Origin of the sequence: Clostridium kluyveri, assembly GCF_001902295.1 — a bacterium.
Classification (GTDB): Bacteria; Bacillota; Clostridia; order Clostridiales; family Clostridiaceae; genus Clostridium_B; species Clostridium_B kluyveri_B.
The window spans coordinates 1,412,902-1,431,125 of record NZ_CP018335.1 but is presented as its reverse complement, the minus strand read 5'-3'; the positions used below and the strand labels follow the sequence as shown (position 1 = coordinate 1,431,125).

Here is an 18,224-nt window from a genome sequence, read left to right as displayed (position 1 = left end):
TCAAACGCGGAAATTAGCTGATACTCCCATTCAATTCCCCTATGTTAAGTATTAAACTCATACTTCCATCCCCCAGTACTGTACAGCCGGATATACCCTTTATATTTTTGATTTTTTTTACATAATCAGGGAGAGGTTTTACCACCACCTGTTGTTGGCCCAATAACTCATCTGCAAATATGCACACAAACTTATCTTCATTCTCTGCCATGACAATTATCCCATCTGCTAATTCTTTAACACTAGTTTCAATTCCGTATAATTTATGTATACGAATTACAGGACAGCATTTTTCTCTTACCATTATCATTTCATCTTTTTCAATGTGAAAAATGTCATCAGCTTTTGGTCTGAAAAATTTCGTTATTATGGTAACAGGAATGGTATAATAATAATCTCCTACCCTCACATTTATTCCATCTATAATAGCAAGGGTACTGGGTATTTTTATGGTTATGAGGGTTCCTTCATTATCTTTACTTTGAACTGTCACTATTCCTCCAATCTCTTTAATGTTTTTTATTACTACATCCATTCCCACTCCACGCCCACTGAATTCTGTTATATTTTCCTTTATAGAGAATCCTGGAATGAATATTAAATCATAAATTTCCTTATCACTCATCTCATCTGCAGGTTTTTTTAAAAGCCCTTTTTCATGCGCCTTTTTTAGAATTCTTTCTTTATTAAATCCTGCTCCATCATCTTTTATCATTACCACAACATAATTATCCTGATTTTTTGCCTCTAAAATAATAGTACCTATTTCACTTTTACCTAGAGATCTTCTGTATTCTGCAGATTCTATTCCATGATCAATTGAATTACGCACCAGATGCATAATAGGATCTGATATGTGCTCTATTATATTTTTATCTACTTCCGTATCTTCTCCAATAAATTTTAACTTAACCTTCTTATTTAATTTTTTATTCATATCATGCACTATGCGATTCATCTTATGAAAAATTCCATATACGGGCACCATCCTTACAGACATTACTGTATCTTGAATTTCTTTTGTAATTTTACGAAGTTGTCTTGCGGATTTTCGAAAATTATCCAACTTTAGCCCTTTTAAATCTGGATTTTCAGTTACCATGGATTCTGCAATAACCATTTCTTCTACTAAATCCATAAGCTTATCAAGCTTTTCAACCTTTACATTTATAAAATTTTGTACATTTGATTTATCTTGTACTTTTTCTCGTTTCCCTAGTAAAGGCTGATAGGGAACATGTCCATTTAAATCCACATTTTCTTTTGGCCTAGAAACAGGATAAACTTCTTCATGTTCTTCCATTCTCATGAGTTTAACACTTTTTAAGAAAACCGTATGCTTTAAGATTTCCTCCACTTCATCATAAGATTTATCACATTTTATAAATAGTTTGAATCCTTCTTCACGTATTAAACTACAGGTATTGTCATTATCAATTATATCTTCAGGCACATAATATAATTCATGGCAAAATTTTTTAAAAGTTTCCACTACCGTATAGGCTCTTAAATTTTCCATCTGGCAGCTGTCTTCGAAGAATATTACAGCTTTATATAGAGTATCCTTCTTATCGATATCGGATTTATCTACCTCCTGGCTATCTACAATTTTATTTTCTTCAGGTAAATCACATTTACTTAGCTTTTCAAGAAACTTTATATTTTCATTTATCATGTCATCACATATACCCTGTACTCCATTCCCTGCCTTTATTTTATCAATTTCTCCCTTTATAAAATCTACAGATTTCAATATTAAATCAGATAATTCTTTATAATCCAGATATTCAGAATTATTCTCTCTGATAAAATATAACAGATCTTCTATAGAGTGAGCCAACATTGAAATATAATCATAGGACATCATAGCTGAAGAACCTTTGATTGTATGTACAATACGAAAAATTTCATCAATACATTCCTGGCAGTAACAACTTGAATTTTCATTATCCAGCACCAAAGTTTCAAGCTTATTTATTAAATCAGAAGTTTCAAATATATAGGATTCAAGTATAGGATCATTTGAGTATTTATTTGTCATAACTCTCTACCTCTTAATAATATCTAAATGAACATCACTTTATTAAGTGTTTCAATTAACTGTTCTTCTTTAAACGGTTTAACGATGAATGACCTAGCACCACTTAATATAGATTTCTTCACCATGGTTTTTTGTCCCATGGCAGTTATCATTACAATTTTTGCTTCACTATCATATTTTTTAATTTCTTTAAGTACTTCAATACCATCCATGTCAGGCATTGTAATATCTAAAGTAACAATATCGGGATTAAACTGTTTATATTTCAAAATTGCAGATATTCCATTTTCAGCTTCTCCCACAACTTCAAAACCATTTTTCTGCAGCATAGTCCTTAAAGAAATCCTCATAAAAGATGCGTCATCAACAATAAGTATCTTTCTCATAAAACTCCTCCTCATATTACATTTTCCTATTTAATTTATCATAAATATTTATTTTTATGATAAAAATAAATTTAATTATAAAATAAATTAAATTTATTTATAGTGAATATAATATATGTTCTACATCTCTCACGTTTTTCCTTCATTTTTATAAATATTTATAGAAATATAGAGTCATTTACAAAAATATTCATTTTTTTAAATAATTACTCATATACTATAAAATTTTAGATAAAAAATAAGAGTCCTGCCCTTTAAAGTGCACTTTAGACTCTTCTTATCATTTTTATAAATTATATTTTTCTTATAATCTTCTGAATTTCTCGGGCTTATATCCATATTTTCCACTTAAAACATCATCAATGAGAGCAATAAGCCTTTCACTGTCTTCAGATAAAGTCCCACTTAAAGCTACATAATTTGATGCATGGTTGCTTCTAAAAACACAATTGGTGGTATGAATATTCTTAATTAATTCTCTAGTTTCTAGCATAATTTCCTCTGGACTTAGAAGTTTGAACTTTTCACTATTAATATCATCATACATTTTTGTTCCAGGTTCCACCATAAGAGTTAAAAGTCCTACATAATCAGGATTAATTTCAGTTATAACCCTTGCAGATTCCCTGGCATTTTCCTGCCATTTATCCTTTCCACCTATACCTGAAATAAATGTTACAGAAATCTTGATACCACTTTTTTTAATCTTTTGTCCTGCCTCTATTATTTCCTCTGAAGTAACTCCTTTTCGTATTTCTTTTAATATTAAATCACTTCCACTTTCTATTCCCATGTAAAATATACCTATACCCAATTCTTTTAATTCTTTAAGCTCCTCTGGAGATTTTCTTAAAATATCTCCAGGTGTGGCATAAGCAGATACCCTTTTGCATTCTGGAAATAATTCTTTTATTTTAAGCAATATCTGTGTTAATTTTTCCGTGGGCAGCACAAGCGAATCTCCATCTGCCAAAAATATACGTTCTACATGTCCATACATTTGTCTTGCCTCATATAAATCCCCATATACCTCTTCCAAACTTTTTATTCTGAATTTTTTAGCCTTATACATGTTACAAAAAGTACACTTGTTATGTGCACATCCCACGCTAATCTGAATTATCAAGCTATAGGCTTCACTAGGCGGTCTATAGATAATGCCTTCATATCTCATATATAATTACCTCCCTTTTTACAAAATTATTATTTGAATTAAATATTTGATAATTCTCTACACCTGAAATTATACTGCTAATTATAACACTATTGTTACATAATATGAACCAGAAAAACTTAAACTTGCTACTGAATATCTAAGGCACTATAAACTTTCCAGCTATCTATAGTATAACGTGAATACTCATATACATTTGATACACTATTAATATTATAATAAATGGATACCTGTGCAACTATACCGCAGCCTTGAGAAGCATAATTACCTGAAGAGGTGATTTTAAAGGTGTATTTTTTTGGTGAATCATTATCCCCATTAGAATTAGGCCTTTCTATACATTGAAATGAGGCCTTATAAACTTCTATAATATCCTTATAGGTTATTTTATTTGAAGCACTGCCATCGGTTCCAATATTTTCATCAACTTCTTTACCATCAATTTTTTTGTTAATCTCATTTATGCAATCATAAACACCTGCTTCGGCACTATAATATTCTCTAGTTCTATTTAGTGTATCTGAAGCTGTCCTATTGCTTTTAATACTGGTATCCACCATATATGCAGCTAACGTAAAAACTATCATCATAATAATAACAACTATTAAAAGGGCAGAACCTTTTTTTTTCATAATATTTCCCTTCTTCCCTCTGTATAGTACAAAAATAAAAAATACTTCATTTCTTTACATTAACAGCTGTGGAACTTTCAATGTGTACATTTCCTTTTAAAACGGAAACTGTAATTACAATTATTCCATTTTTATTTTCAGTTGAAAAATCAACAGAATCTATATTAAAGCACTTATTCTGACTGTCATTTTTAAAATATAAGGTTTTATTAATACTATCATATTGTATATCAGCAGGAGGAGATGAACTCGGCTCTGGGAAATTTGAAAGCACATTAACTATATTACCACTATCATTTACACTATTTACCTGAATTCCTCCATTTTGATTTATGGAAATTGATTTACTCCCATCTGAAGATTTTAAAACTTTAGTTTCATTAGTTGAACTATAGCTTCTTATATTATCCGTAAGCATATTTAAAGCTTTATTTACATTATACTGAACATCTATATTATTGTTCAAACTAAAAGATTGTCTTATCTGTGAAAAAAAAGTTTGATAAAGATATACTGAAAATATAGCAAAAATAGTCAAGGTTATCATCAATTCAATTAAAGTAAATCCTTTTTTTTTCATGCTCTCACCTTATTTTTCAAAAAAATATGATTTTAATATTTCTTCTCCGCTGGAATTATCAGTTATTATAATTTCAAAAAGATCATTTTCAATAGGATTTTTTTTAAAAGTAAGCTGTGAATTTGTATTTTGATAATTTTCTGGATTATTTTTATACTCTTCCAGACACTTTTGTGCCTCCATCATCACATTTTGCTTTTGAATCTGCATATTCATATTTTTATTTGCTGTAATATTAAGTCTAACTGCCAAAGCAGACAGTACTAAAAATATGGTAATAGCCATCATAACTTCTATATAGGTAAAACCTGTACTCTTCATTTAAACTACCTGCCTTTAAAATTATCCATCATTCTTACTTATACTTTTACCAATATCTTAATTGAGATATTGATCACATATATCATTAATTTCATTTTTAATACTTGCTGTATATTGAGTACTGCTTGGCTGTGTTATTGTAAAAGCTGAACTTGGTTTTATATTAGCATTTTTAGTAATTATGGTAGAATTACTAAAACTTAAATCAATATAATTCAAATTTATAGTACCTGTACAGTAAATTATAAAATTGCTAAAGTTATTACTTCCTATATTCCAATCCAGTGTACAATCCCCGTCTATAATTAAAAATTTATAGATATTAGAATCAACATTAGAAGCCTGCAGTGCCTGTTTTAACGCATTGGTATCCGACCCCTTAACTATAGAAAAAGCTATGCCTGGATAAGTAGTAGTATCATAACCACTGGTATAGTTAGTATTTTTAAGTGTTTTTACTTGCCTGGTAGTGGTTATCTCACTAATAGATGTACTAGGTGCAACTGCTTCCGGTACAGTAGGATTACGTTCTGACACTGCTGTATAATCTGGAGTTAATGTTGCCCCATTTCCATGAGAAAAGTTATTTACACAGGTACTTAAGCTAGATGTCCTTATGTGTGCATATCCATAATTAAAAGTATCGGCATCTATATAAGTATATCCTAATGTTACACTCCTTAAAATGCTGATAATATTTTCTGCTTTAAGATATGTTTTACCATTTATATTTACACTTTGGCCATTGTTTCCAAAATCCAAATTATTTCCTGCAATCATCGTTACTGGAGCTGTAGAATCTACTTTGTAGTAAAATTGTGTATTTTCCCCAGATTGAATATATGCAGAGCTTTCATTATCTAAAGTTAAATTGCCACTGGTATTATTAAAGTAATTATTTCCACCAGCTACTGCATAAAATTTACTGTTTGCCGCATTAACACCGCTGTAAAAATTTATATCTTTATTGCTTTGTATTTGAACATTTCCATTATTAAACTCAGCATCAATACTTGCATTATCAAAAGTAACACTATTGGTACCTAAAATAGATACATTGCTATAGGTTTGTAAATTACTCTTAAATGTCATATTATATGCTTGAAAATTAGTTTGCCCTGTAACTTTTATTGTATTGTTACCGCCATTTCCAGTGACAACACTACTTCCAGAACCTACACCCAATATATTCAAATCTCCATTAACTGTGGTATTTTGCTGGAAAGTAACCTTCTTACCCTGAAGGTACGCAGAACCTGTAATATTCATGTTAGTACTGCCATTTCCTAAATTGATTTCGTCACTGCTGTCTCCAAATACATTAAGACAGTTAGCTCCAAAAAAATCTCCTATGGTATTTCCTGAATCATCTCCACCACCTTCAGAAGACCCTCCACCACCAGAACTACTGGTAGATGCAGAAGGAAACTTAATAATATATGGAGGATTAATTATTTCACCACTGTCATCTAAACCATACAATACATAACCTGTACTATAAATTACTGCTATCACATTTCCCACAAAGTCTGTCCCCTTGGGTAAAATAGTACTGCCGCTTATTTCATCATTACTTGAAGGTAAAGTATCTGTACAGTAATATATAATAATTGAAGAAACCACATGAGAACGGTTTGTCACATTTCCTTGAGAATATACAATGGAACTGCTGCCATTAAAAGGGTTGGTAAGTGCATTACTGCCATAAAATTTTGAGCTCATCTCCGATGCCACATTATTTACAAGAGAAGCAAAAGCTTCTGCAGAAGTTTTATTTTCACCTATAGATTTATGATAGGAAATACCGTCCTTTCCAGCTCTATTTTCAAGATAAGTCCTAACAAGCAGTGCATTGGTAGATACACTTTTATTTTTTGACTGCAGTTTAATTGCCCCTACTTTTGGCACTAAAACCATTGAAAGTATGCCTATAACTGCTATAACTATCATAATTTCTATTAATGTAAATCCTCTTTTTCTGCACACCTGACTAATCCTCCTTACCACCGGATTTAAAATTAACTTTCATTTTTATTTAAACATATCAGAGATACTGTTAAAACCTTCTCTTTCACTATCATAGAAGCCATAGTTCTCCTGTGAATTCCCCTCACCATTTCCGCTGTCTTGTATATATTCATAAAAAACAATTTCTGATAAAAGCTTTTGGGATGTCTGAGTGCTGCTCTCATCTGCCTGATTATTATTTACATTCTCCTCTAAACCACTGCTATTACTTTCGGGAAAAAGATTTTGAGTATCTGTATCATTATTAGAACTTCCTGATGTGATACCGTTAGGAGTATAAATAATGATGCTTTTTACATTAAGTTTTCTTTCAGTGATAGTTTTTAATCCTTTTATAAAATTTTCTATGTTGCTCTTATTTCCCGTTACCTTTAAATTTATTGAAAGTGTGTAAAATTTTCCAGAAACCTGGTTATTCTGTGAAGTTGTGCTGTCTTCATTATCAGTGATATTACTGGTGTTATCCGTATTTTCACCACTATTGTCTTCCCCATTTAATAATTGAAAAGAAATACTTTGTCCTGTAATTCCAGATAGCTTACATCCATTATAAAAATCATATATAAGCTTAGGAGTATCCACTTTAACAGGAACCATACTGTCAAAGTCTGCCGTTTCCTGTTTAAGCTTTTCTATCTCCTTCTCTTTGGTATGAATAGACTGCTGTTTTAATTTAATGCTGCTTAATTCTTTTTTTCGGGTAATATATTTATTTTTAGCCTGTTCTACACTATTTAACTGCGGCTTTATAAAATAAGTATAACTGGCATAATTAACTCCAACAAACAGCAGTGCTATCAAAATCATCAAATCTCTTTTATTTTTTTCCACTTATATTCACGCCTTTATATGAATTTATTATCTTAAGGTTAAGTGTAATTTCTTTTACATTATCATCAAGCTCTATCTGAGAAAGTTCCACCGGTTCAAATACATTCATTTTGTTCAAGGCCACAATAACTCTGGCGCCATCTAGGGTACTGTTGTTTATATTAAATGTAACATTTACATTATCTCTATCCATAGCAATATTTTTTATCGATACTTCTTTTGGAAGCCCCTGTCTTAAAATATCCAATATACCTATATAATCGAACTCATCATTATTGATTTTTTCCATGTTATTGGCCTTTTCTTCATATTCTTTCTTCTGCTGTTCCAGCTTATCTATATTCTTTTGCACATCACCTAGGGCAGCTATTTGTAAATTTAAAGCAGTTGTATCATACTTTGGTAAACTTATTTTACTATATATAAACACTCCCACTGCTGTAATCAACGTTATCAATATACATATTATTGCTTCTGTTATAATTATTCTATCAGCAGATATTTTTGCTTTCTTTTTCCTATATAATTTATCAATAAAATCTATTTTTTTATTATAAACATTTTTTACTGGTATAAAATATCCCAGTATATCACCATATATATTAATATCTACAGGACTATTTTTAATTAGTTTTGATAGTTTTAAGGGGATTCCCACTACAGGTTCCACAGAGGTTTGATTATTAATAAGGTTATATAAATTAGGATTATTATAAAATTCACCCATAATATATAGTTTTTCAACCCTATTTCCAAAATGTCTTGTGGAATAAAAATTTAAAAAATAATCAATATTTTCCAATACATCACTAAAATCTTCTTCATCTTTTTGGTAATTCTCATTGGAGATATGTGAATAAAGAAATATTTTCTCCTTATCCAATATAGTTAAGGTGGCTTTTCCACTATTTACATCTATAACTGCTGTACTACTGTCTGTACCTAAGAATAAATTTGATATGTAATCTGGATATATTCCCACAGACACTGGGTTCAGTCCACAATATTTTATAAAATCCAATATTTTTTTTAATTTTATTCTGGGTACAACAGTTAACATAATAGACATCTTACCTTTTTTATGCTGTTTTTTATCCACAGATACAATTTCATAATCACTGCAATATTCATTCATACTGACGGCAAAATATCCTTCAATATTGTTTTCTATAAAATTCTTTAAATCTTTTTTATTCATTAGAGGTACATCTATAATCCTAGTTACAATATTATCCCAATTCAAAATTATTCCCACATTCCTGTTTATAATTTTAAATTTTTCTCTAATATTTTTAATTTTATTCAAATTATATTCATTGGCATAGGGTTCTCCTCCAGAAATGTCTCCACTATTTTCTTCTATCCTCGCTGCTTTTTTTATTTTTATTTTATTTATTAGTTTTGATACAACAGCCACATCTGCATAATTTTCCTTAAAACTAAATACCATTTTGGAAGACATCTAGTTACCTCCACATTATTTTTATTGCATTCCCTGAGTAATCTGCATTACAGGCAGCGCCATGCCAAGTATTGCCACTCCCACAACTATACCTATAATTAAAGTTAGAACAGGTTCCACTAAAGACATAAGTCTTGTAATTCCTATCTCTACTTTTTCATCATATATATCTGCCAATTTAAACATCATCTCATCAAGCCTTCCTGTTTCTTCACCTACTTTTATCATTTGAGTTACCAGGGGTTCAAAGATTTTTTCATTTTCAATGGAATCTGCAAATTTTGTACCGGTCATAAGCTCTCTTTCAGCATTTTCTATTTTTTTCATTATAAACTGATTATCCACTATAAACTTTATATTTTCCATTATAGTTATAATAGGAACTGCGGATTTTAAAAATATCCCCATGCTCCTGGTAAACCTGGATGTAATAACATCCTCTTTTACAGGACCAAAAACAGGAATTTTCAAAACAACCTTCCCCCAAAAATATGCTGCCTTTGGAATAGTACATATATATTTAAACACACCTATGAAGATAAGTGTACCGGCAACTATATATAAATAATTGTTATTTAAAAAATTCATGATAGCCAGCACAATTATTGTTACAGCCGGTAAATTCTCTCCTGTAAATAAATCTCTTATTTCAGGATATACAAAAAAATTAAAAAAGAGCATCATACCTACTGCAACAACCAAGATCAATGTGGGATATAAAGAAGCATTTTTAATTTTACTATTCATACTTGCTTCCCTTTTATAAAAACTTTCCATATTATAAAGTACAGTATCCACATTTCCACTGACTTCTCCTGTCATAACCATATCAATTAACAATTTGGGGAATTTTTCACAGGCTATCATAGATTCAGCTAAATTATTTCCTTTTTTTATACTTTCAATTATCCTTAAGATTACTTTTTTCATATTTTGATTCTTAGTCTGCTGCTGTATTATTTCAAGTCCTGATAAAAGATTTACTCCTGAATTCAAAATCATGGCTGTCTGACCGCAAAAATTAGCCAGCATTTCCTCGCTAAATTTTCTATTTAAAAATCCAAACCGGGATAAAGTAAACTTTTCTTTCACATATATTATTCTCAATCCTCTGGCTTTTAGAATGTCACTTACTGCACTGGCACTTTCTTCTTCCATCTCTTCTTTTATTATTTCAAATTCATCATTCCAAAATTTACATATAAATTTTTTCATAATTTATTTTCCCCTAAAACTATTTCCACAATGTATTTTAGACCTAAATACTTCTCAAATTCAGAAAATTTGACTTTGACAAATACTCTTTTACCCTTATCCCTTTGAAGGTTCTGAAAATTAGACAAGTTCTCCATAAGTAGCCTTTAACATTTCATCAATGGTGGTTATCCCGTTTATAACCTTATTTATACAAGATTCTCTCAGGGTATTCATACCTTTTTTAAAGGCTATCTTTCTAATTTCACTTTCAGTAGAATTTATATCTATGAGATTTTTAATATCTCCATCCACTTCAAGTATTTCAAAGATGCCTATTCTTCCCTTATATCCCGTATCATTACATAAACTGCACCCCATACCCTTTTTAAGCTTCACAGGACTTTCTACACCCAAAAGTCTCATTTCCCTTTCATCACTTGTGTACTCTTCTCCACAATTTGGACATATTTTTCTAACCAACCTCTGGGCTATTACTCCTGCCAGAGTGGAAGATATTAAAAAAGGCTTTATATCCATATCCAAAAGTCTTCCTATAGTGCCCACTGCATTATTGGTGTGAATAGTTGACAGCACCATATGGCCTGTCAGTGCCGCCCTTATGGATATTTCCGCCGTTTCATTGTCCCTTATTTCCCCTACAAGGATTATATCCGGGTCCTGTCTTAGTATACTTCTTAAGCCATTTGCAAAATCAAATCCTATTTTGGTATTTACCTGCATCTGGTTAATGCCTTTTAAATTGTACTCTACAGGATCTTCTATTGTTATTATGTTTTTAGACACATCATTTAACGCATTCAGCATAGAATACAGAGTTGTGGTTTTGCCGCTTCCAGTGGGTCCTGATACCAGTATTATACCATAAGGATTAGAAATCATCCTCATTATTTTTGCCAGTTCACCCTGTTCCACCCCAATTTTTCTAAACTCTATAGAAAAATTACTCTTATCCAATAATCTCATTACAATTTTTTCTCCTAAAACTGTTGGAACTGTAGAAATTCTGATGGCTATATCCCTTTCCTTAACTTTAAAATTAATTTTACCATCCTGGGGTATTCTGTTCTCCGCTATATTAAGACCTGCCATTATCTTTATTCTGCTTGTCACAGGGGAAATCATATCTATATCCGTCCTCATAATCTCCCTTAGAATACCATCTACCCTGAATCTAACTCTCATTTCTTCTTCCTCAGGCTCTATGTGAATATCTGAAGCATTGTATAAAACCGCATTTTCAATTATGGTATTTAAGAATTTTATAATTGGTGCAGAAGCTTCATCTATTATCTCTTCTTCTCTAATTTTTCTACTCGCAAAGTTTTTTTTGTAATTTTGTGCCGCTTCCTGGGCCTTGCTTTTTCCATAATACTTTTCAATATTATCTAATATACTGTCCTTCAGCGCTATGGCAGTTTTAACATTATAGCCTGTGGCTATTTTTATATCTTCAATAGCAAAATAATTTAAAGGATCACTCATGGCTACAAATAAAAAACCATTCATAATATCCACAGGAATAACTTCATATTTTTTGGCAATGGCCACAGGTATAATATCTATAATATCCTGTCTTACATTAATGTTATTTAAATTTACTACAGGTATTCCAAGCTGTTCCTTTATAGCATTCACTATCTGCTGATTAGTAATAAAACCCTTTCCTACAAGTATTTCACCAAGCTTTTCACCTGTGTCCTTCTGTAAAATAAGGGCTTTTTGTAACATTTTTTCTGTTATAACTCCTGCATCTATAAGTATTTCTCCCAGACGTTTTTTTATTTTTGACATGAATCTGCTCCTTTCTTAAATTTAATAATCTTAATTATACAAGAAAGAACACGACAAAGCATGTTCCCTCTTAAAATAATATTATTGAACTATAAAAGCTTGAGTAGCACTTCCGCCACCATCAATGCCAAATATTCCATATCCATTTTTATACACGACTATTATTACTTCTCCCTTTTTATTAGTGTTAGGAAAAGTAATCCCTGTATCATTTTTTACACTTCCTTCACTACTTGGAACATCTTTAGCACTTGCACCTGCTGAAGAACTTTTATCAATAACCTCATATGCTTTAGTTTGTCCTTCACCTTTATTATTAGTAAAAGGATTAAATAACTGACTTGCTGTATTACCTGTACTAAAAGCACCATTAAGCTGATTTAATAAGTCCCATCTATTTAAATAGGTAGATACTCCTCCATTATTAGTTACTTTAGTCTCCAAATAAGCCCTTACAGTATTTACATTAGTAGTTACCCCTGCACTTTTAGAATTGTTTTTAAATATCTGTGATTTAGGTACTAAAACCACAGCCAGTATAGCCACAATAGCAAGAACTATCATAAGTTCAATCAGTGTAAAACCCTTCTTCTTTTTTAAAATTTCCATAATATTCTTGTCCCCCTTAATTAAAAATTTAGAGATTAATCAATTGATTTTTACAAATTTCAGCAATAAAAGTTATTAATTCATTCTTATATTCTATTATTTCTCTCCTTATCCCCCCTAACAAGTCAATTTTAGATATTTAAAACAAGTACCAATTTATAATACTTTGTCCTAAAAATACCGTAATGAAAGAAGCTATAACAATAAACGGTCCAAAGGGAATATAATCCTTTCTGGATTTTTTCCCAAGTAAAATAAGCACAAGCCCTATAACCGCTCCTATAATAAAGGCTAGAAATACCATTAACACCGTGTACTTAAATCCTAAAAATAGTCCGCATATAAGTGCAATCTCCACATCTCCCCAACCCATGCCTCCTTTTGTTATAAGGATAATTAAAGCTAGAAATATCCCTGCTGATACTCCTCCATAAACATAGGTCTTTATAGGAAGTCCCATATAAAAATATAGGGCTAAAAACATTATGCCAGCAATGATGCCTGTACCTGTAGTTTTAAAGTAAACATCTGTAGTATCAAAATCTATCATTCCTATTACAATCATAATGCTAATGAATACTATATATTTTATAAACTCTATACCCACTCCAAAGTTAATGTAAGTAAGTGCATATAATAAACCCGTTATAAATTCTAAGATAGGATACCTTAAATGTATCTTTTTCCCACAATATCTGCAGCTTCCTCTCAAAATCATATAACTTACTACAGGAATCATGTCATAAGCCTTAATTTTTTTATTACAATTCGTACAATGGGAAGGTGGATATAAAATAGACTCACCTTTAGGTATTCTATATATACAAACATTTAAAAAACTTCCTATGATAGTTCCAAAAATAAAAACCAAAATACCATAATAAATATCCATAGTTATTCTCCATTTTTAAAAAGCAAAACCCTGTATCCATAAAATATTTATGAATACAGGGTCGGTTGCATCACTAACTCCAATACACACAAGGATGCCCAAATTAAAGTGTGTACCTCATCGTTCCCCTCAATTTGTTTAATTTTAGCATAAAAACACTCCAATTTCAATAAACTTTGGGAAATAATTTAATTGCAAAATATTAAAACTTTCACTCAAATCACTCTAATAACCGTAAAAATTATACTTGCATAATATGACATTTTATTATACAGTATATTCAAATTTTATTATTTATACTATAATTAATCTACATATAAATATCAATCTAAAAATGAATATACTGGCCTTTAGATATCCTTATAAAATAGGAGGTTAATATGGAAATTTATAATGGAAGCAATGAACAAATATACAAAAGAGCCTTAACTGGAGCCAATATTTCACTTTGGGAATGGAATTTGGAAAAATGTTGTATATTTTTTTCAGATAATTTTAAAAATATCCTAGGATACGACACTGATGATTTTAAGAATCTATTTGATTTTATTGAAGAAATTGTTATCCCCCAGGATAAACTAAGTGCCAAAAACGATTTGACTTTTTTCATAAAAGGCAATACAGAAACTTACAGGAGTGAATTCAAAATATCAACCAAGGAAAAACATATTAGAGCATTACTTGTTAAAGGTGCCGCCACCAGAAATTCAGCAGGTGAAATAATTTTACTTTCCGGTTCAATAAATGATGTGACACAAAAAAAGAGATTAGAAGAATATATTAATTACTCCGCTTACTACGATTCTCTCACAGGATTGCCAAATAGAATCTTATTTAGAAACGACTTAAAAACAATCTTAGATAATTATAAAAACGGCGCTCTGATATTTATAAACATTGATGACTTTAAATCAGTTAACGATACCTTTGGTCATGATTACGGGGATCTGCTTCTTATAATCTTCTCCCAGCTGATAGCCATGTGTATAGAACCTTATGGAACTTTATATCGACTTGGAGGAGATGAATTTATGCTCCTTATTGACAAACTTAATTCCTATAATGAATTAGAAAAACTCTGTATGGAAATATCCCATTATCTAAGAAATCCTTTTGAGGTCAAAGAAAAACAAATATATATAACCATAAGTATAGGTATTGCTCTATTCCCAGAGGATAGCCGTGATGTAGCAGAACTGTATAAATATGCGGATTTAGCAGTATTTGAATCAAAACAAAAGGGCAAAAATACTACTACTTTTTTTAAAAAAGAATTATTTTATTTTTATCGAAGAAAACTCATTATTGAACAGGAACTCAAAACAGCAATTGAAAATAATGAACTTTATATACTATATCAACCTCAAATAGATGCTGTAGAAAATAAAGTAATAGGCTTTGAATCTCTACTAAGATGGAAAAATAGAAAACTTGGCTTTATTTCACCACAAGAATTCATACCAATATGCGAAAGCACAGGAATTATTATAGACATAGGTGAATGGGTTCTAAATTCCGTATGTAAAATGATCTATGAATTACAACTAAAAGGTTTTAAGGTAGAAACCATATCAGTAAATGTTTCTCCTATTCAACTGAGAAACAGCGATTTTGTTACCAGACTTATTAATATATGTGAAAAAAATGAAATTTCCCCTTCTCTGCTGGAAATTGAAATAACAGAGGGTACATTGATAGATTTATATACATGTAAAATAAAAACCTTAGATGAACTGCTAAAAAAAGGGGTCAGAGTTGCAATAGATGATTTTGGTACAGGATATTCATCTTTAAACTATTTAACTATATTGCCTGTAAATACACTAAAAATTGACAAATCTTTTATTGATAATATCGAAAGCAAAAAAAATAAAGCTGTAATAAAATCCATAATTAATCTATGTAAATCGTTAAATTATAACATTATTGCAGAAGGTGTAGAAACTAAAAAACAGCTAGACTGCCTTCTCCATATTGGCTGTAACACAATTCAGGGATATTATTTTAGTAAACCTTTGCCTGTAAATAAAATTGAAGATATCTTAAAAAAAAGTAAATTTGGAGGATTTCAATTTGAATAATTCAAACAAAAAAATGTTAAAAAACTCTAAATATATTACATTAATATTGGATATGCAGTGGAAAATAATATATGGCAATAAAAAGGCTTTATCATCTTTAAAGTATACAAATGAAGAACTCCTATCAATGACTGTATTTGATCTAATCTCACCGGATGAAAAAAGCTCTGTAATGAACCAGTTAAAAAATTTTAACAGTGAGGAGTTTCATTTTAATACCTTCTATTGCACAAAAGATAGTCTAAAATTTCCTGTAGAGGTATCTTTTATCCCTATGGAATTAAATTCAAATAAAATAATTTTAAATCTTACAAGAGATATTACATTAGAATTACAGCGAGAAGAAGAAATAGAAACTCTTGCTTCTATTGTGGAATATTCAGAGGATGCCATTTTAAGTAAAGATTTAAATGATATTATTACAAGTTGGAACAAAGGCGCTGAAAAGCTCTATGGTTATAAGAAAGATGAAATTATAGGGATGCATATATCTAAACTTATACCTGATGAGATCATTGGAGATGTGGAGATAATTCTAGATAAAACAAAAAAAGGTATGGAAATATGCCACCATGAAACTACTCGATTAACCAAAAGCGGAAAAAAGATATTTGTATCAATATGCATTTCCCCAATTTACAATAGAGAAAAAAAAATTATAGGGGCATCAGCAATTGCCAGGGATATGTCAGATAAAAAATCAAAGGAAAAGCAATTAAAAGAAAAATATGAAGAACTTTCAGCTATATATGAAGAACTTGCTTCTACAGAAGAGGAATTAAGAAGTAATTATATAGAACTAGAAAAAGCAAAAATAGAAGCTGAAGATGCAAATATAGCAAAAGCTAACTTTCTTGCAAATATGAGTCATGAAATTAGAACTCCACTAAATGGTATTATAGGAACCATTGACTTAATTTCATTAATGGAGATAAAAGAATGTACAAAACCATACCTAGAAATATTAAGAAACTCCTCAACTCACCTATTGGATATAACAAATAACATTTTAGATATATCCAAAATAGAATCAGGAAAAATTGAATTACATATGAAAGTATTTGATTTAAAAAATATGCTGGATACTTTCATAAGGGAAATTTCATATGCTTGCTCAAACAAAAATATAAAATTCACATATTTCATAGATCCTTTGGTTCCTTCTGAATTGATAGGAGATGAATTAAAATTAAAACAGATTCTTATAAATCTATTTAATAATTCACTTAAATTTACAAAGAAAGGGTATATATCATTTAAAGTGAAAAAAATATCTCAAGTAAACGAAAAGGTAGTTTTGGAGTTCTGCATAGAAGACACAGGTACAGGTATTAAAGAGAAATTTAAAAAACAGATCTTCAAAAAATTTGTTTATCAACAAGCACCCCAAAATGAATATTATTCTACCACAGGTCTTGGACTTTTAATATCTAAAGAACTAGTAAAAATCATGAATGGAGACATATGGTTTGAAAGTGCTGAAAATATAGGAAGTATTTTTAGTTTTACAGCAGAATTTTTACTGTATTTCGATAAATCTGTAGATAGCAAATTAATACCTGCGGATACCATTCCCCACACTTTAAACAAAAATATTTTAATAGTAGAAGATAATGAAATAAATATGCAAATAGCCTGTGGTATGTTAAAAAGACTAGGTTATAATTTTTCAAGTGCCTATAATGGAAACCAGGCATTAAAAATTCTGGAAACTATGCCGGTACATTTAATACTTATGGATATACAAATGCCAGAATTAAATGGTCTTGAAACCACAAAGATAATTAGGAAAAATGAACTTCACGAAAAATATCATATGCCTATAATTGCAATGACTGCATATGCCATGCCCGGTGATAGAGAACTTTGTATTGAAGGAGGAATGGATGATTATATTTCAAAACCTTTCGATATATATATATTAAAAAATATTTTACAGCGATTTCTATGATTAAAGAATTTAAAAATCTTCCCTATTTATATTGACACAATAATATAAATATGATATTTTAGTGTTGCACAAAATTGATTTAAAGGAATCGTATAACCGGCGGCAGTGGAATTAACCACAAGGAGTACGATTTTTAAAAGCCGACCGCCTGGGCAATCAAAAAGTCCAGGTGGTCTTTTTGATTAATATCAAGAATTAAGATAATTTTCAATTGAATTCATCACAAA

At 30.2% G+C, this 18,224-nt stretch carries 15 protein-coding genes and 2 riboswitches; of the genes, 2 read left to right on the top strand and 13 right to left on the bottom strand.

The window, feature by feature from the left end:
• Nucleotides 1-13 precede the first annotated feature (13 nt).
• The 13 genes from BS101_RS06980 to BS101_RS06920 form a co-directional block, all read right to left on the bottom strand.
• Nucleotides 14-2,041, bottom strand: a complete 2,028-nt coding sequence (locus BS101_RS06980; protein ID WP_073538169.1) for a chemotaxis protein CheA — start codon at nucleotides 2,039-2,041, stop codon at nucleotides 14-16.
• 23 nt (nucleotides 2,042-2,064) lie between these two features.
• Entirely contained in the window at nucleotides 2,065-2,427 is a 363-nt protein-coding gene (locus BS101_RS06975; protein ID WP_073538168.1) for a response regulator, read from the bottom strand.
• Nucleotides 2,428-2,731: 304 nt separating this feature from the next.
• Nucleotides 2,732-3,601: a radical SAM protein gene (locus BS101_RS06970; protein WP_073538167.1), complete on the bottom strand. Its 870-nt coding sequence runs from the start codon at nucleotides 3,599-3,601 to the stop codon at nucleotides 2,732-2,734.
• A 128-nt stretch (nucleotides 3,602-3,729) separates the two neighbouring features.
• The gene (locus BS101_RS06965; protein ID WP_073538166.1) at nucleotides 3,730-4,233 is read right to left on the bottom strand and encodes a pilus assembly PilX N-terminal domain-containing protein; all 504 of its coding nucleotides are present in this window, start codon (nucleotides 4,231-4,233) and stop codon (nucleotides 3,730-3,732) included.
• A gap of 46 nt (nucleotides 4,234-4,279) precedes the next feature.
• Nucleotides 4,280-4,813, bottom strand: a complete 534-nt coding sequence (locus tag BS101_RS06960; RefSeq protein WP_073538165.1) for a PulJ/GspJ family protein — start codon at nucleotides 4,811-4,813, stop codon at nucleotides 4,280-4,282.
• Nucleotides 4,814-4,822: 9 nt separating this feature from the next.
• A complete protein-coding gene (locus tag BS101_RS06955) occupies nucleotides 4,823-5,134 on the bottom strand; it encodes a type II secretion system protein (protein WP_073538164.1) in 312 nt (103 codons plus the stop codon).
• A 57-nt stretch (nucleotides 5,135-5,191) separates the two neighbouring features.
• Nucleotides 5,192-7,120 carry a type II secretion system protein gene (locus tag BS101_RS06950; RefSeq protein ID WP_242951420.1) on the bottom strand — a complete coding sequence of 643 codons (1,929 nt, stop codon included), beginning with the start codon at nucleotides 7,118-7,120 and terminating at the stop codon, nucleotides 5,192-5,194.
• 45 nt (nucleotides 7,121-7,165) lie between these two features.
• Nucleotides 7,166-7,993: a hypothetical protein gene (locus tag BS101_RS06945; RefSeq protein ID WP_073538163.1), complete on the bottom strand. Its 828-nt coding sequence runs from the start codon at nucleotides 7,991-7,993 to the stop codon at nucleotides 7,166-7,168.
• Complete coding sequence (locus BS101_RS06940) at nucleotides 7,980-9,455, bottom strand: hypothetical protein (protein WP_073538162.1); 1,476 nt, start codon at nucleotides 9,453-9,455, stop codon at nucleotides 7,980-7,982. Before BS101_RS06940 ends, BS101_RS06945 begins: the two co-directional genes overlap by 14 nt.
• 21 nt (nucleotides 9,456-9,476) lie before the next feature.
• Entirely contained in the window at nucleotides 9,477-10,670 is a 1,194-nt protein-coding gene (locus BS101_RS06935; RefSeq protein ID WP_073538161.1) for a type II secretion system F family protein, read from the bottom strand.
• Nucleotides 10,671-10,790: 120 nt separating this feature from the next.
• Nucleotides 10,791-12,464 (bottom strand): GspE/PulE family protein, encoded by a 1,674-nt coding sequence (locus BS101_RS06930; RefSeq protein ID WP_073538160.1) that lies wholly within the window; start codon nucleotides 12,462-12,464, stop codon nucleotides 10,791-10,793.
• A gap of 81 nt (nucleotides 12,465-12,545) precedes the next feature.
• Entirely contained in the window at nucleotides 12,546-13,073 is a 528-nt protein-coding gene (locus tag BS101_RS06925) for a type II secretion system protein (protein WP_073538159.1), read from the bottom strand.
• 139 nt (nucleotides 13,074-13,212) lie between these two features.
• Nucleotides 13,213-13,965, bottom strand: a complete 753-nt coding sequence (locus BS101_RS06920) for a prepilin peptidase (RefSeq protein WP_073538158.1) — start codon at nucleotides 13,963-13,965, stop codon at nucleotides 13,213-13,215.
• Between the two features lie 50 nt (nucleotides 13,966-14,015).
• Nucleotides 14,016-14,102: riboswitch (cyclic di-GMP riboswitch) on the bottom strand.
• A 243-nt stretch (nucleotides 14,103-14,345) separates the two neighbouring features.
• Here BS101_RS06920 and BS101_RS06915 point away from each other — a divergent pair.
• Both BS101_RS06915 and BS101_RS06910 read left to right on the top strand, forming a co-directional pair.
• The gene (locus BS101_RS06915; protein ID WP_073538157.1) at nucleotides 14,346-16,046 is read left to right on the top strand and encodes a bifunctional diguanylate cyclase/phosphodiesterase; all 1,701 of its coding nucleotides are present in this window, start codon (nucleotides 14,346-14,348) and stop codon (nucleotides 16,044-16,046) included.
• Nucleotides 16,039-17,997 (top strand): PAS domain S-box protein, encoded by a 1,959-nt coding sequence (locus tag BS101_RS06910; protein WP_242951419.1) that lies wholly within the window; start codon nucleotides 16,039-16,041, stop codon nucleotides 17,995-17,997. Before BS101_RS06915 ends, BS101_RS06910 begins: the two co-directional genes overlap by 8 nt.
• An 82-nt stretch (nucleotides 17,998-18,079) precedes the next feature.
• A riboswitch (ZMP/ZTP riboswitch) is annotated at nucleotides 18,080-18,158 on the top strand.
• Nucleotides 18,159-18,224 lie beyond the last annotated feature (66 nt).

Excerpts from the sequence above, each read along its gene's own strand:
- BS101_RS06980 (WP_073538169.1), bottom strand. The coding sequence starts at position 2,041 with ATGACAAATAAATACTCAAATGATCCTATACTTGAATCCTATATATTT.
- BS101_RS06975 (WP_073538168.1), bottom strand. The coding sequence starts at position 2,427 with ATGAGAAAGATACTTATTGTTGATGACGCATCTTTTATGAGGATTTCT.
- BS101_RS06970 (WP_073538167.1), bottom strand. The coding sequence starts at position 3,601 with ATGAGATATGAAGGCATTATCTATAGACCGCCTAGTGAAGCCTATAGC.
- BS101_RS06965 (WP_073538166.1), bottom strand. The coding sequence starts at position 4,233 with ATGAAAAAAAAAGGTTCTGCCCTTTTAATAGTTGTTATTATTATGATG.
- BS101_RS06960 (WP_073538165.1), bottom strand. The coding sequence starts at position 4,813 with ATGAAAAAAAAAGGATTTACTTTAATTGAATTGATGATAACCTTGACT.
- BS101_RS06955 (WP_073538164.1), bottom strand. The coding sequence starts at position 5,134 with ATGAAGAGTACAGGTTTTACCTATATAGAAGTTATGATGGCTATTACC.
- BS101_RS06940 (WP_073538162.1), bottom strand. The coding sequence starts at position 9,455 with ATGTCTTCCAAAATGGTATTTAGTTTTAAGGAAAATTATGCAGATGTG.
- BS101_RS06935 (WP_073538161.1), bottom strand. The coding sequence starts at position 10,670 with ATGAAAAAATTTATATGTAAATTTTGGAATGATGAATTTGAAATAATA.
- BS101_RS06930 (WP_073538160.1), bottom strand. The coding sequence starts at position 12,464 with ATGTCAAAAATAAAAAAACGTCTGGGAGAAATACTTATAGATGCAGGA.
- BS101_RS06925 (WP_073538159.1), bottom strand. The coding sequence starts at position 13,073 with ATGGAAATTTTAAAAAAGAAGAAGGGTTTTACACTGATTGAACTTATG.
- BS101_RS06920 (WP_073538158.1), bottom strand. The coding sequence starts at position 13,965 with ATGGATATTTATTATGGTATTTTGGTTTTTATTTTTGGAACTATCATA.
- BS101_RS06915 (WP_073538157.1), top strand. The coding sequence starts at position 14,346 with ATGGAAATTTATAATGGAAGCAATGAACAAATATACAAAAGAGCCTTA.